At 58.9% G+C, this 13,690-nt stretch carries 13 protein-coding genes; 11 read left to right on the top strand and 2 right to left on the bottom strand.

Translation table 11 applies throughout. From position 1 onward, the window contains the following. Positions 1 to 11: 11 nt before the first annotated feature. Positions 12 to 1,097, bottom strand: coding sequence for a 3'-5' exoribonuclease YhaM family protein (locus DBAC_RS00430; RefSeq protein ID WP_012805301.1), 1,086 nt, complete (start codon positions 1,095 to 1,097; stop codon positions 12 to 14). 248 nt (positions 1,098 to 1,345) lie between these two features. On the opposite strand from DBAC_RS00430, the gene DBAC_RS17520 reads away from it, so the two are divergent. The 8 genes from DBAC_RS17520 to DBAC_RS00470 all read left to right on the top strand — a co-directional run bounded on the left by DBAC_RS17520 (position 1,346) and on the right by DBAC_RS00470 (position 8,991). Beyond that, complete coding sequence (locus DBAC_RS17520; protein ID WP_012805302.1) at positions 1,346 to 1,690, top strand: 4Fe-4S dicluster domain-containing protein; 345 nt, start codon at positions 1,346 to 1,348, stop codon at positions 1,688 to 1,690. Beyond that, positions 1,671 to 2,819, top strand: a complete 1,149-nt coding sequence (locus DBAC_RS00440; RefSeq protein WP_012805303.1) for a 2-oxoacid:acceptor oxidoreductase subunit alpha — start codon at positions 1,671 to 1,673, stop codon at positions 2,817 to 2,819. The genes DBAC_RS17520 and DBAC_RS00440 overlap by 20 nt, the downstream gene beginning before the upstream one ends. A gap of 2 nt (positions 2,820 to 2,821) precedes the next feature. Next, positions 2,822 to 3,658 (top strand): 2-oxoacid:ferredoxin oxidoreductase subunit beta, encoded by an 837-nt coding sequence (locus tag DBAC_RS00445; protein ID WP_012805304.1) that lies wholly within the window; start codon positions 2,822 to 2,824, stop codon positions 3,656 to 3,658. Then, positions 3,651 to 4,262, top strand: a complete 612-nt coding sequence (locus tag DBAC_RS00450; RefSeq protein WP_012805305.1) for a 2-oxoacid:acceptor oxidoreductase family protein — start codon at positions 3,651 to 3,653, stop codon at positions 4,260 to 4,262. The genes DBAC_RS00445 and DBAC_RS00450 overlap by 8 nt, the downstream gene beginning before the upstream one ends. Beyond that, complete coding sequence (surE, locus tag DBAC_RS00455) at positions 4,220 to 4,972, top strand: 5'/3'-nucleotidase SurE (RefSeq protein WP_012805306.1); 753 nt, start codon at positions 4,220 to 4,222, stop codon at positions 4,970 to 4,972. Before DBAC_RS00450 ends, surE begins: the two co-directional genes overlap by 43 nt. 29 nt (positions 4,973 to 5,001) lie before the next feature. Continuing rightward, positions 5,002 to 5,925, top strand: coding sequence for a class II fructose-1,6-bisphosphate aldolase (gene fba, locus DBAC_RS00460; protein WP_012805307.1), 924 nt, complete (start codon positions 5,002 to 5,004; stop codon positions 5,923 to 5,925). A gap of 18 nt (positions 5,926 to 5,943) precedes the next feature. Then, positions 5,944 to 6,939: a type I glyceraldehyde-3-phosphate dehydrogenase gene (gap, locus tag DBAC_RS00465; protein ID WP_012805308.1), complete on the top strand. Its 996-nt coding sequence runs from the start codon at positions 5,944 to 5,946 to the stop codon at positions 6,937 to 6,939. Between the two features lie 333 nt (positions 6,940 to 7,272). Next, positions 7,273 to 8,991, top strand: a complete 1,719-nt coding sequence (locus DBAC_RS00470; protein WP_012805309.1) for an RNA-binding domain-containing protein — start codon at positions 7,273 to 7,275, stop codon at positions 8,989 to 8,991. Positions 8,992 to 9,025: 34 nt separating this feature from the next. Here DBAC_RS00470 and DBAC_RS18650 read toward each other — a convergent pair whose 3' ends face one another. Next, positions 9,026 to 9,271 (bottom strand): hypothetical protein, encoded by a 246-nt coding sequence (locus DBAC_RS18650; RefSeq protein ID WP_143890734.1) that lies wholly within the window; start codon positions 9,269 to 9,271, stop codon positions 9,026 to 9,028. Between DBAC_RS18650 and dnaE the strand changes: the two genes are divergently transcribed. From dnaE to dtd, 3 genes are read left to right on the top strand one after another with little or no spacing between them, the layout of a single operon-like run. Continuing rightward, complete coding sequence (dnaE, locus tag DBAC_RS00475) at positions 9,248 to 12,703, top strand: DNA polymerase III subunit alpha (protein ID WP_012805310.1); 3,456 nt, start codon at positions 9,248 to 9,250, stop codon at positions 12,701 to 12,703. The genes DBAC_RS18650 and dnaE overlap by 24 nt on opposite strands. 17 nt (positions 12,704 to 12,720) lie before the next feature. Beyond that, positions 12,721 to 13,113 carry a 6-carboxytetrahydropterin synthase QueD gene (gene queD / locus DBAC_RS00480; protein WP_012805311.1) on the top strand — a complete coding sequence of 131 codons (393 nt, stop codon included), beginning with the start codon at positions 12,721 to 12,723 and terminating at the stop codon, positions 13,111 to 13,113. Beyond that, on the top strand, positions 13,113 to 13,574 hold the full coding sequence (dtd, locus tag DBAC_RS00485) for a D-aminoacyl-tRNA deacylase (protein ID WP_012805312.1): 462 nt from the start codon (positions 13,113 to 13,115) through the stop codon (positions 13,572 to 13,574). Before queD ends, dtd begins: the two co-directional genes overlap by 1 nt. Positions 13,575 to 13,690 lie beyond the last annotated feature (116 nt).

Genomic DNA, 13,690 nt, shown 5'->3' on the forward strand with positions numbered 1-13,690 from the left:
CCTCCCCCTCCTTACGAGTTGCCGGATGTTGCGGTGATGCCCATAGCCTTCAAAAGCGATGATTCCCCGGACCTGGGCGCCGTCTTCTTCGGCGTTTTGGGCTCGGGCTCCGGCGCCCTGGCCGGGACCGGCGTGCGCATGGGCTGATACAGGTAGCGGCCAAGAGTACGGTGATATTCGCTCCAGCCGCTGACCTCCTCACCATCGGGCGCGGTCAGGGCTCCATGCACGGTATTGATCTTGGCGTCCAGATTATCCGCGTAGTGCAGGATGAACGCCTCCACGGTCTGCGGCAGGCAGGGCGAACCAAAGGCCAGCTCCCCGTGGTGGGCGATGATCAGGTGCTTCAAATGCATGGCCAGGTCTTCAGGCAGGTCTTTGGTCTTGCGCAGAAAAGGCTCCAGGACTTCCAGGCCGATCTGGATGTGCCCCAGCAGGCGGCCGGCATCGGTGTATTCGCGGCTGATGCCGTGGGAGAGTTCGAAAGCCTTGCCCAGATCGTGGAACAGGGCGGCCACGAGCAGAATCTCCTTGTCCACCTGCGGATAAAGCTCCGACAAGGCCTTGCAGATGCGCATGATGGCCAGGGTGTGTTCCAGCAGCCCCCCGGCGTAGGCGTGATGAATGGCTTTGGCCCCGGGCGCGCTCAAAATGGACGCGCGGATGTGTTCGTCGTGCAGCACGCTCTTGCACAGGGTTTTCCAGGGCTTGAAGGTCAGTTCGGCGTGCAGGAATTCTTCCATGTCCTGCAGGAGTTCCTCCGGGGGAATGGCGGAGGACGGCACGAAGTCGGTCAGGTCCAGGCCCGCTTCGCTCGGGTCGATGACGGCCATGTCGCTTATGTTCATCTGCAGCTGGTCCTTGAAGGAGGCCACCTGTCCGTTCACGGCCACGAACTGCTCGGGCTGGAGGGCGTCGAATTGCTGGCTCTGGGGGAACCAGATCCGGGCTTCGATGTTGCCGGTGCGGTCCGTCAGGGTCAGTTGCCAATAGGGGCCGTTCTTGGCTTCCTTTCGCTGGGCCTTGGAAAGGGCAAATACCTCGGAAATCGAATTTCCTTCATCCAAATCGCGTACGTAGGTTTTTTTGTGCTTCATTAAGTTGCTATTCCTGCATGCATGGGGTAATGGCGCAAACGAGGGCGAGGTCAATATTTTCTATAATAATTGGGCAGTTGCACAATATTTAAAAGATTTTCGCGTGATCGTTTCCCACATCGTCTACAGGCAAGTTTTCAACTTTGGCAAGAGGCCGGGCGTATCCGGCCGGATTGACGACCAGAATTGGCGGGGCGTGTCCTTTTTTCATACCCACGAAAGAAACCCCAACACTTTATCGAGCGGTTATGTCCAAAAAGAAAGGTCAAGCAAAGGTGACGATTTATCCGGATTGGTGTAAGGGCTGCGGAATATGCGCGGCTTTTTGCCCGTCCAAGGTGCTCGAACTCTGGCCGGATGGCAAAGCGCATGTGGTGCGCGAGGAAGACTGCGTGAATTGCGGATTCTGTGAGCTGCATTGCCCGGATTTCGCGATCTCCGTGACCCCCAAGGAGGTCAGCCGCAGAAAGACCGACGCGTTCGATGCCTCGCAAGGCGGGCCTCTGGACCCGTCCGCGGGCACCGACCCGGGGCCGGAGGAAAATGTTGGAACACCTAACCGGGAAGACGAACATGGCGACAAAAAAGCGTAAGAAAACGGAAATATTCGCCCTCGGCAACGAGGCTGTGGTCGAGGGTGCGCTCCTGGCGGGCTGCAACTTCTATGCGGGCTACCCCATAACGCCGTCCACGGAAATCGCGGAGGTCATGTCCTCGCGGCTGCCCCTGGTCAAGGACGGGGTGTTCATCCAGATGGAAGACGAGATCGCCAGCATGGGCGCCGTCATCGGTGCGTCCCTGGCCGGACGCAAGGCCATGACCGCGACTTCGGGACCTGGTTTTTCCCTCATGCAGGAGAATCTCGGCTACGCCTGCATGACCGAAGTGCCCCTGGTCGTGGTCAACGTCATGCGCGGGGGACCCAGCACCGGGCTGCCGACAAGCCCGGCCCAGGGCGATGTGCAGCAGGCCCGCTGGGGCTGTCATGGTGATCATCCCATCATCGTCCTCTCGGCCAGCGACGTGCAGGAATGTCTGGAAATGACCGTGGTCGCCTTCAATTTCGCCGAAAAATACCGCACGCCCGTTATCCTGCTTCTGGATGAGATCACGGCCCACACCCGGGAAAAGATCTCCATCCCCGGGCCGGAGGATTTTGAGATCCTGGCGCGGGTCACTCCGTCCATGCCGCCTGAATGGTACGTCTCCTACGAGGAGACCATGCGCGGGGTCCCGGCCTTGCCGCCGCTCGGCTCCGGGTACCGTTTCCATGTCACGGGCCTGACCCATGACCAGAACGGATTCCCCACTTCCAAGCCGGACGAGGTCAAGGCGCTGATGCACCGTCAGTTCCGCAAGATCGACCAGTTCTTTTACGATATTCAGCTTTTTGACGAGGTTGGTTGCGAGGACGCCGAAGTGGTCGTCGTGGCTTACGGCTGCGTGGCCCGTTCGGCCGAGCTTGCCGTGCACATGGCCCGCGAGCGCGGGGTCAAGGCGGGGCTTCTGAAGCTCAAGACCCTGTTTCCCTTTCCCAAAACCGCGGTGCAGACCCTGGCCCGGCAGTGCAAGGCGCTCATTGTGCCGGAGATGAACATGGGCCAGATCTCGCGCGAGGTGAAGCGGGTCAACAACGGCCTGACCCACGTCATTACCAACAACCGCGTCGACGGCCAGATCATCACCCCTTCGGAAATCTTCAAAAACATCATGCAGGCGTGACCATGGCACAGGTAACACAACTCATTCACGACTACCTTCGGCACAACAAGAAGTTCCCCCATGTCTACTGCGCAGGGTGCGGGCACGGCATCGTGCTCGGATCGCTTATTCGCAGCGTGCACGGTCTGGGCTATTCCAAGGACGACGTCGTGCTCGTGGCCGGCATCGGCTGTTCCGGACGCATGGCCGTGTACGTGGACTTCAACACCGTGCACACCACCCACGGCCGGGCCCTGACTTTTGCCACCGGCATCAAGATGGCCAACCCTGCGCTCAAGGTCATCGTGGTCATGGGCGACGGCGACGCCATGTCCATCGGCGGCAACCATCTCATCCACGCGGCCAGGCGCAACATCGGTCTGACCGCGCTGGTTCTGAACAACAACATCTACGGCATGACCGGCGGCCAGGCTTCCCCGACCAGCCCCGAAGGGACCGTCTCCGCGACGTCGCCTTTCGGTCAGCTCGAGCGCAGCTTCGACATCGTGGACATGGCCATGGCCAGCGGCGCGAGCTACGTGGCCCGCGGCACGGTTCTGCACGCCAATATGCTCGACGGCCTCATCTCCGACGCCCTGGAGAAACCGGGTTTCAACCTGGTCGAGATTCTGACTCCATGCCACACCCAGTACGGTCGCAAGAACAAGTACAAGACCGTGGTGGACATGTATCAGTGGTACAAGAAAAATACCGTGAAGCTTGACCGCTATAGACAGCTCACCCCGGAAGAGCAGGCAACGTTCACACCCATCGGCGTGTTCAGGGACGAGATGCGCCCCGGCCTGGAGGTGCGATACGAGGAACTGCGCAACAAGCTTCAGGAGCAGCCAAATGCCTAAACAGCACGAACTGAATCGATTCGAAATGCGGCTTTCCGGCACGGGCGGCCAGGGTATCCTGACCCTGGGCAAGATCATGGGCCAGGTGCTGGCCATCGATCACGGCTTTTACGTCACGCAGACCCAGAGCTACGGTCCCGAGGCCCGAGGCGGAGCAAGCCGGGCCGATCTGGTTATAAGTTCGCACAGAATCAGCTATCCAAAACCCGTGAATCTTGACATGCTCGTGGCTCTCAGTCAGGAGGCCTGCAACCTGTATTTTCGCAACTTAAAACCTGCCGGCTTCCTGCTGGTGGATACCTCGCTCGTGACCCAGACCCCGTCCAACATATATTGGGGGTTGCCGTTCACGAGCATGGCCCGGGACAAGATCGGCATGCCTCAGACCACCAACATCATCTGTCTGGGGGCGCTGAGTCATTTTCTGCCGTTCATGAATTTTGCCAACGTGAAAAAAGCCCTGGCATCCGTCTTGCCCGCCAAGATCCTGGATGTGAACGTCAAGGCGCTGACCCTTGGCCATAGCCAGGCCAAGAAACTTTATCCGGACGCACCCGAAAAATGGACATTCTTCTCACCAACGACGATGGAATCAGAGCAGTAGGACTGCGCGCCCTGTACGGCGCGCTGATCAAGGCCGGACACCGGGTGCACGTGGCTGCGCCCATGACCGAGCAGAGCGCGGTGGGGCATTCGGTGACCCTGTTTTCACCCCTGCGGGTCAAGCAGGTGGAGGAAACAGGGTTTTCCGGCCTCGGCATTTCCGGAACTCCGGCGGATTGCGTCAAGCTGGCCCTGAGCCATCTTTTGCCGAAAAAGCCGGACATGATCGTGTCGGGAATCAACTCGGGCGCCAACGTGGGCGTGGACGTGCTCTATTCGGGCACGGTCTCCGCGGCCACCGAAGGAGCCCTGGCCGGCATTCCGGCCATGGCCGTGTCCGTGGATGACTATCATCCCGAAGAGCTTTCCGCCCAGGCCGAATATGCCGTGGGCATGCTAGGAAAGGATTTCTGGTCCGGTTTTCCGCGCTACTGCGTGCTGAACCTCAACTTTCCGTCCGGTCCTCTGGCCGACGCCAAGGGTCTGAAGGTCTGCCGCCAGACCAGTTCGACCTACCGGGACTGGTACGATGAGAGGACCGACCCCCGTGGAAATCCGTATTATTGGCTTTGCGGCGTCATTCCGCCGGAAAATGTCGACCCCGATTCCGACCGGGGCTTGCTGAGCCGGGGTTATATCACCGTCACGCCCCTGACCTTTGACTTGACTCACGCAGTGTATATGGAAACCCTGAGCCGGCAATTGGCGTAGAACGAAAATCGAATTTCAAGGAGACGATCATGCCCCTGACCACACCCAAGGAAATGTTTGCCCGAGGTTACGCCGAAGGCTTTGCCATCGGCGGTTTCAACGTGAACAACATGGAAATCATCCAGGGCATCATGGAGGCCGGAAACCTCGAAAAATCCCCGCTCATCCTGCAGGTTTCCGCCGGTGCCCGCCGCTATGCGGGACAGGGGTACATCATCAAGCTCATGGAGGCCGCTCTGGCCGAGAATGACCTGCCGGTCTGTCTGCACCTCGATCACGGCCAGAATTTCGAGATCTGCAAGGAAGTCATCGACGGCGGCTTCACCTCCGTCATGATCGACGGTTCGCATCTGTCTTTCGAGGACAACATCGCCCTGACCAAACAGGTCGTGGCCTACGCCCATGACCGCGGCGTGTGGGTCGAGGCCGAGCTCGGGCAGTTGGCCGGCGTGGAGGACGACGTGGATGTGGAGCACAGCGTGTACACCAATCCGGACCAGGCCGCCGAGTTTGTCGGCCGCACGGGCTGTGATTCGCTGGCCATCGCCATCGGCACCAGCCACGGCGCCTACAAATTCGCGGGCGAGGCCAAGCTGGACTTCGATCGCCTGGAGAAGATCAAGGCCCTCTTGCCGGATTATCCCATCGTGCTGCACGGCGCGTCGTCCGTGCCCCAGGAATTTGTGGACATGGCCAACCAGTACGGCGCCCAGATCGCCGGAGCCAAGGGCGTGCCCGAGGATCTTTTGCGCAAGGCGGCCGCCTCGGCCGTGTGCAAGATCAACATCGACACGGACATCCGCCTGGCCATGACCGCGACCATCCGCAAGTACCTGGCCGAGAACCCGTCGCATTTCGACCCCCGCCAGTACCTGCAGGTGGCCAGAACAGCGGTGCGGGACATGGTGGCGCACAAGATCAGAAACGTGCTTGGTTCATCCAATAAAATATAAGCGCAAGAGGAAGAGAACATGGCTGTCAAAATCGCACTTAACGGCTTTGGTCGCATCGGACGCTACCTGGCCCGCATTCTGGCCGGAAACACGGATGTCGAACTGGTCTGCGTCAACGCGCGCGGCGACAACGCGTCGCTGGCGTATCTGCTCAAATACGACTCCGTCCACGGCACCTTTGCCGGTGAGGTCGAGCCCAACGAACAGGGTTTTCTGCTGAACGGAAAGCAGGTGCTGGTCACCCGCAACGCTCCCGACGCCTGGGACTGGAAGGGCATCGACATCGTGGTCGAATCCACCGGCAAGTTCACGGACCGCGAAAGCTGCGAGAAGCATCTGGCCGCCGGCGCAAAAAAGGTGCTGATCTCCGCCCCCGGCAAGAACGCCGACCTGACCGTGGTCATGGGCGTCAATGACGGCCTCTACGATCCGGCCAAGCACAACATCATCTCCAATGCCTCCTGCACCACCAACTGTCTGGCACCTGCGGCCAAGGCGTTGAACGACACCTTCGGCATCAGGCACGGTCTCATGACCACCATCCATTCCTACACCATGAGCCAGCGCATGCTCGACGGCACCCACAAGGACATCCGCCGCGGTCGTGCCGGGGCCATGAACATGCTGCCCACGACCACGGGCGCGGCCAAGGCCGTGAGCATGGTCATCCCGGCCCTGGCGGGCAAGCTCGATGGCATGGCCGTTCGCGTGCCCACGCCCAACGTGTCGCTGGTGGACCTGGTGGTGGAAGTGGAGAAGAAGGCCACCGTGGCCGAGGTCAACGCCGTCCTGAAGGCCGCGGCCAGCGGACCCGAAGGCGGGGCCATGGGCTACACGGAAGTGCCGCTCGTTTCCATGGACTACGTCGGCAGCATCTACGGCGGCGTGGTCGACGGCCTGTGCACCTCGGTCATGAACGGCACCATGGTCAAGATCATCGTCTGGTACGACAACGAGGCCGGTTTCACCAACCAGCTGCTGCGCCTGATCAAGACGGTCGGAGCATCTTTGTAATCCCTTATGATTCCGATGCAATTACAGAACGCCCGGCCAGTCCGGGCGTTCTGCTTTGAAGCGCGGCTTGCAATTCGGCCCCGCCTTTTCTAGTCTTTTTTGGCAGTGAATCCGTTTTTTGTCCGTGAGCGTCATGGGCGGCTTCTTCCAACTGCATTGTCATTTCGCGCGCAGGCTCCCGCGATGTCAATTCTTTGGTCCCGGCTCAGATGTCTTGCGCCAGCCCTCGTGGGACCGGAGGGCCGCCGAGGTGTCTCTCGGTGGAAATATTTCGGGCGATGCGCTTATGGACAGTGTTGAACAATGCCATGGAAACGACGTGTGGAGGGATAGATGGATCGTGCCGCTTTGGCCGCAATTCTTGACCGGCTGTGCTCCGCTTCCGAAGAGACGGGGACCGTCGAGTTCAAGTCGAATTGGGATAATCCTCACGACATCGGCGAATATATTTGCGCCCTGGGCAACACCGCTCGCCTGGACAATGAGGATCGGGCCTGGTTGCTTTGGGGTGTGGAGAACGGGACCCATCGCATTACAGGGACGGTGTTTGATCCGTTTTCGGCAAAGGGAGAGGGGAATCAATCTCTTATAATGTGGCTGATGCAGAAGATCAGCCCAAAGCCGGATTTTCAGTTTCATCGTCTGGAGCATGCGGATGGTCCGGTTATCATGCTGGAAATCCACCCTCCGCGCATGGCACCGCTGGCCTTTCAAGGAGAGCGGTTTATTCGGGTTGACAGCCATAAGACGAAGCTTGCGAAGTATCCTGCAATCGAGGGACGCCTATGGGCCGCACTGGAGAGCCCTGAAGATTGGTCCAGTCAGATAATTCCAGGTGCCACATTTGATGATCTTGATCCTGACGCCGTGTCTTTTTGCCGGCAACGGTTTCTTGATCATCTGTTGAAAGGGGAAACCGATCCGGAACGGCAGGAGAAAATCCGGACGGATGCCCATGGTTGGGATATCACCACGTTGCTCAACAAAGCCCGACTGACTATTCAGGGCCGGATAACCCGTTCCACACTTCTTTTGTTGGGTAGAGACGAATCGGCGCATTTTCTGTCTCCGGCGGATGTCAAGATCTCGTGGATTCTCCGCGATGACCAGCACAGGATGATAAGCAGTCAGCATTTTGGCATGCCCTTGTTGCTGGCTACGGATGCCGTTTTCCGCCGTATCCGCAATGTGCCCATCGAGTACATGCCGGACGGTAGCCTCTTTCCCGTTCCGATTCCTCAATATGACAATTGGGTTATTCGCGAAGCCCTGCATAATTGCATCGCGCATCAGGACTATCGACTCGGCGGCAAGATCAATGTGGTCGAATACCCTGACAAACTGGTTTTTTCCAATTTGGGTTCATTCATCCCGCAAAGCGTGGAATGGATGTTGGAAAATCAGTCTCCTCCCGAGCGTTACCGGAATCAGTGGCTTATTGATGGAATGATTCGACTACGCATGATTGATCAGGCGGGAAGCGGGATTCGGCGCATGTACGAAACACAACGCGAAAGGTATTTCCCTTTGCCGGACTATGATTTCGCGGAGGAAATCGACGGGTATCCTCGGGTGAGGCTTTCTTTGAGTGGCAAGATTCTGGACTCAAACTATACGCAATTGCTGATGCGTCGGGCAGATCTTAAACTTAGACAAGTTTTTCTCTTGGATAAGGTGCAAAAAGGACTGTCTATTTCTGCGAATGAAGCACGCGCTTTACGGGAAGGCAAACTTATCGAAGGTCGAGCGCCGAATTATTTCATTTCAGCCAAAGTGGCGGAGTGGACAGACCAGAAGGCACGGTACATCCATAACCGTGCTTTTGATGATGAACATTATCGGAAGATGATTATTGAATATCTTCGACAATACAAACAGGCTTCCCGGCAGGAGTTGGACGAATTGTTGCTGCCTAAGCTGTCTGATGTCCTGACGTTCAAGCAAAAGCGCGATAAGATTAGGAATCTCCTTCAAGCATTGCGGAGAGAAGGTCATCTTCAAAATCTTGGTGGGAGGCAGTCTTCTGTGTGGGCTTTGGCTTCGGAGGTTTGAATGGCTAAGCTAAAGGGCGTTGTTTTAGCAAAGCTTAGCTAAGAAATTCAGGGATGTTTTTTTTAAAAACCTTGAAATAATAAGATAATTTGTTGCTATGAAGTTTCATTTTGAGCCGGATCTTGACTACCAGTACGCCGCCATCGACGCCGTATGCTCCCTGTTTTAGGGCCGTTTTCTGCAGCTTGCGAAACCAGCCAACCTTTTCTAGTCTTCCTTTCCCCGATTCCGAAATTCCCTTTTTCCCGAGAGCACCATGAGCGGTTTTACCCATCTGCATTGCCATTCCGAGTACAGTCTTCTGGACGGCGCCATTCGCCTCAAAGACCTGTGCGCCCGGGCCGTTGATTTCGGCTTTTCATCGGCCGCCATCACCGACCATGGCAATCTCTTCGGCTCCGTACCCTTCTACCTTGAGGCCAAGAAGCACGGCATAAAACCCATCATCGGCAGCGAGGTCTACATCGCCGACGATATGTTCGAGCGGGAAAACAAAAAGCGCTTTCACCTTGTTCTTCTGGCCCAGAATCTGATCGGCTATCACAATCTGGTCAAGATCGTGTCCGCCGGTTTCCTGGAAGGGTTTTATTACAAGCCCCGGGTGGACAAGAAATACCTGCGCGCCCATAGCGAGGGCCTTATCTGCCTGTCGGCCTGCCTGCAGGGCGAAGTGCCCTATGCCTTGCGCCACGGGACCTTCGACAGCGCCCTTTTGAAGGCCCGCGAATACATGGAGATTTTTCCGGACCGGTTTTATCTGGAGCTGCAGTCCAACGGTCTCAAAGAACAGGAAGTGGTCAACGACAGGCTCATGGAACTGGCCAACGAGACCGGGCTGCCGCTGGTCGCCACCAACGATTGCCACTACTTGGGCAAGGACGACTACGAGGCCCACGACATCCTCCTGTGCGTAGGCACAGGCAAGATCGCCTCGGAAAAGCAGCGTCTCAAATTCGACACCAACGAATTCTACTACAAGGCCCCGGAAGAGATGGAGGCCGCCTTTGCCCATTGCCCCGAGGCCGTGGAGAACGCGGGCCGCATCGCCGACATGTGCGAGGTGGAACTAAAGCTCAAGCAGCATTTCTTTCCGGTCTACGACGTGCCCGAGGGCGTGACCCTGGACCAGGAATTCCGCCGCCTGTCCGAAGAGGGGCTGAAGGAGCGCATCGCGGCCCTGCCTTACGAGGTGGACGAGTCCGTTTACCGCGAGCGTCTTGAACTCGAACTTGGCGTCATCATCGAAAAGGGCTTTCCAGCCTATTTCCTGATCGTGCAGGACTTTATCAACTGGGCGAAATCAAAGAATATCCCAGTCGGCCCAGGCCGTGGGTCGGCGGCCGGGTCGCTGGTCTCGTACGCACTCAGGATCACGGATCTGGACCCCATTCGCTACGCGCTCTTCTTCGAGCGGTTTTTGAATGTGGAGCGTGCGTCCATGCCTGATATCGACGTGGACTTCTGCTATAACCGCCGCGACGAGGTCATCAAATACGTCTCGGAAAAATACGGGGCCGACCATGTGGCCCAGATTGTGGCCTTCGGGACCATGAAGGCCAAGGGCGCCATCCGCGACGTGGCCAGGGCGCTCGATGTCAGCCTCAAGGACGCCGATCGCATCGCCAAGCTCATTCCCGACGACCTGAAGATGACCCTGACCAAGGCCCTGGACGAAGAGCCGGAGCTGAGGAATCTCATCGACAGCGATCCGCAGTACAAGAAGCTCTACGACGTGGCCCGGCGCCTGGAGGGCCTGGCCCGGCATTCGTCCATCCACGCCGCCGGCATCGTCATCTCCCAGAAGCCCATGGTCGAGTACCTGCCCCTGCACAAGGGCAAGAACGGGGAGGTCGTGACCCAGCTGGACATGAAGAAGGTCGAGCTGATCGGCCTCATCAAGTTCGACTTTCTGGGCCTTAAAACCCTGACCGTCATCGACGACGCCCTGAAGCTCATCCGCAAGAACAACAAGCCCGTGCCGATCTTGGAAAAGCTGCCTCTCGACGACCCGCAGACTTTCGAGCTCCTCTGCCGGGGCGAGACGGACGGCGTGTTCCAGCTGGAATCCGACGGCATGCGCCGGGTGCTGCGCGGCCTCAAGCCTTCCTGCTTCGAGGACATCATCGCGCTTCTGGCCCTGTACCGCCCGGGGCCGCTGGAATCCGGCATGGTCGACGACTTCATCGGCCGTAAGCACGGCCTGCGCAAGGTCGAGTACGAATTCGAGGAACTGGCCCCGGTGGTCCACCCCATTCTGGAGGATACCTACGGGGTCATCCTATACCAGGAACAGGTCATGAAGATCGCCTCGGACCTGGCCAAGTATTCTCTGGGCGAGGGCGACAACCTGCGCCGGGCCATGGGCAAGAAGGACCCGGCGGAGATGGCCAAGCAGCGGGTGCGCTTTCTGGACGGCGCGCGCGAGAACAACATTTCCCAGGAGGCCGCCGAGTACATCTTCGACCTCATGGAAAAATTCGCGGGCTACGGGTTCAACAAATCCCACAGCGCGGCCTACGCGGTCATCTCCTACCAGACCGCCTACGTGAAGGCCCATTACCCGGCCGAGTTCATGGCCGCCATCATCACCTCGGAGGTGTCCAACACCGACAAGATCCTGGCCCATGTCAGCGCCTGCCGGGACATGGACATCGAAGTCCTGCCCCCGGACGTGAACAGGAGCTTCAACGAGTTCACCGTCGAGGGCGAGTCCATTCGCTACGGTCTGTCCGGCATCAAGGGCGTGGGCGAGGGGGCTGTCGAGTCCATCGAGGAGGAACGGGAGAAGGGCGGGGATTTCACCAGCCTGCTTGATTTCTGCCAGCGCGTGAATCTGCGCAAGGTCAACAAGCGGGTGCTCGACTCCCTCATCAAGTCCGGGGCCATGGACAGCTTCGGATGCTCGCGCAGGGCGCTGCTGGAAAACCTCGACAAGGTCCAGGCCATGGCCCAGAAGCGGGCCAAGCGCAAAACCTCCGGCCAACTCTCGTTCATGGGCATGGTGGAAGAGAACACCTGCAACCTTACGGGGCTGGGCATCGAGGACGACGAGGCCGCGCTGCCGGAATTCGGGGATGACGAGAAATGCCGCATGGAGAAGGAGGCTTTCGGATTCTTCCTCATCGGCCATCCGTTGCAGCCTTTCCGCCAGGAGATCAGGCGGCTCGGCTATCCGTCCCTGGCGCAGTGCGCGGACCTGACGGAGAAGTCGCCGGTGCAGGTGCCTGTCCTGGTCACGTCGATGAAGACCATCAACACCAAGAAGGGCGATCGTATGGCCTTTTGCGGCATCGAGGACCTGAGCGGTTCGGGCGAGGCCATTGTTTTTTCGGAGCCGTACGTGACCTACCGCGAGCTCTTGACCTGCGAGGAGCCGCTGCTCATGACCGGCGTGGTGGCCAAGCGCGAGATGAACGGCGAGGAGAGCGAGGACGGGCCCAAAAAGTCCAAGATTCTGGCCGAGTCCTTCAAGCTGCTCTCGGAGGTGGTCGGGTCGGGCACGGAGCCGGTGGTCCTTTTTGTGCGCGCCAACGGAAAGGACCCTGACTGGATCGGGCTGGGGGAGATCGTCAAGCGGTATCCGGGACAGGCCCCGGTGCAGGTCGATCTTGCTCGCGGGGAATACGTGTGCCGACTGCAGTTCGGGCCGGACTTCATGGTTGCGCCGTGCCCGGATTTCTGGCGGGATTTTGAACAGTGGCGACAGATCTGAACACGACAGGAGAGGGCATGACACAAGGGCAATGGCGGCTTCGGGTGAGCTCGGATTTCAGCTCTTCGCATCAGCTGCGGCATTACGAAGGCAAGTGCGAGAACATGCACGGCCACAATTTCACGGTGGAGGTTGATGTGGTCGGCGAGAGCCTTGACCCGAAGCTCGGCATCCTCATGGATTTCAAGGCGCTCAAGCGTCTGCTCAAAGAGGTGACCGACGAACTCGATCACCGGCATCTGAACGACCTGCCGGATTTCGCCGAACAGAATCCCTCTTCCGAACTGCTAGCCCGCTTCGTGTTCCTGCGCATGAAGAACCTCCTGGCCCCGTACCCGGTCCGCCTGACGGAGGTCATGGTTTCGGAAAAGGCGAGTTCCAGAGCCTATTACTCGGAAGTGCAGGGCTGATGCGGGCGGTCCTGCAGCGGGTGCGCTCGGCTTCCGTTTCCGTCAAGGGCCGCACGGTGGGCGAGATCGGACCGGGCATCGCCGTGCTGCTCGGCTTCGGCGGCAGTGACGATCCGGACATGGTCGGCGGACCGGTCTGGAACAAATTCATGCAGAAGCTCCTTGGCCTGCGGCTTTTTCCCGACGCTGGCGGTCCCATCAACGCGAGCCTGGCCGATCACGGCGGCGCCGTCCTGGTGGTCTCGCAGTTCACTCTCTATGCCGATGTCAGAAAGGGCCGTCGCCCCTCCTTTTCAAAAGCCGCCCAGCCCGAGGCCGCCTTGACCCTGTACACGTCCTTTGTGGCCGATTTGCGTCGGCAGTGGCCGCTGGTGGCCGAGGGCGAATTCGGCGCGGACATGGACGTGTCCCTGGTCAATTGGGGGCCGGTGACCATCTGGCTGGACAGCGACGAATTCTAGTCTCTTTTTGGCAGGCATGTTGCTACGAGTTTTGCGAACGTTCATTTTTTGACAGGACACAGCATGCATGCCGCCATCTTGATTTTTTTCCTTCCGCAAGCCGCCCGTGGCGCGGC

Origin of the sequence: Desulfomicrobium baculatum DSM 4028 (genome assembly GCF_000023225.1) — a bacterium.
In the GTDB taxonomy this organism is placed as follows: Bacteria; Desulfobacterota; Desulfovibrionia; order Desulfovibrionales; family Desulfomicrobiaceae; genus Desulfomicrobium; species Desulfomicrobium baculatum.

Coding starts and splice junctions, on each gene's coding strand:
- queD (WP_012805311.1), top strand. CDS start 12,721: ATGACACAAGGGCAATGGCGGCTTCGGGTGAGCTCGGATTTCAGCTCT.
- gap (WP_012805308.1), top strand. CDS start 5,944: ATGGCTGTCAAAATCGCACTTAACGGCTTTGGTCGCATCGGACGCTAC.
- DBAC_RS00450 (WP_012805305.1), top strand. CDS start 3,651: ATGCCTAAACAGCACGAACTGAATCGATTCGAAATGCGGCTTTCCGGC.
- surE (WP_012805306.1), top strand. CDS start 4,220: ATGGACATTCTTCTCACCAACGACGATGGAATCAGAGCAGTAGGACTG.
- DBAC_RS17520 (WP_012805302.1), top strand. CDS start 1,346: ATGTCCAAAAAGAAAGGTCAAGCAAAGGTGACGATTTATCCGGATTGG.
- DBAC_RS18650 (WP_143890734.1), bottom strand. CDS start 9,271: ATGCAGATGGGTAAAACCGCTCATGGTGCTCTCGGGAAAAAGGGAATT.
- dtd (WP_012805312.1), top strand. CDS start 13,113: ATGCGGGCGGTCCTGCAGCGGGTGCGCTCGGCTTCCGTTTCCGTCAAG.
- DBAC_RS00430 (WP_012805301.1), bottom strand. CDS start 1,097: ATGAAGCACAAAAAAACCTACGTACGCGATTTGGATGAAGGAAATTCG.
- dnaE (WP_012805310.1), top strand. CDS start 9,248: ATGAGCGGTTTTACCCATCTGCATTGCCATTCCGAGTACAGTCTTCTG.
- DBAC_RS00440 (WP_012805303.1), top strand. CDS start 1,671: ATGGCGACAAAAAAGCGTAAGAAAACGGAAATATTCGCCCTCGGCAAC.
- DBAC_RS00470 (WP_012805309.1), top strand. CDS start 7,273: ATGGATCGTGCCGCTTTGGCCGCAATTCTTGACCGGCTGTGCTCCGCT.
- DBAC_RS00445 (WP_012805304.1), top strand. CDS start 2,822: ATGGCACAGGTAACACAACTCATTCACGACTACCTTCGGCACAACAAG.
- fba (WP_012805307.1), top strand. CDS start 5,002: ATGCCCCTGACCACACCCAAGGAAATGTTTGCCCGAGGTTACGCCGAA.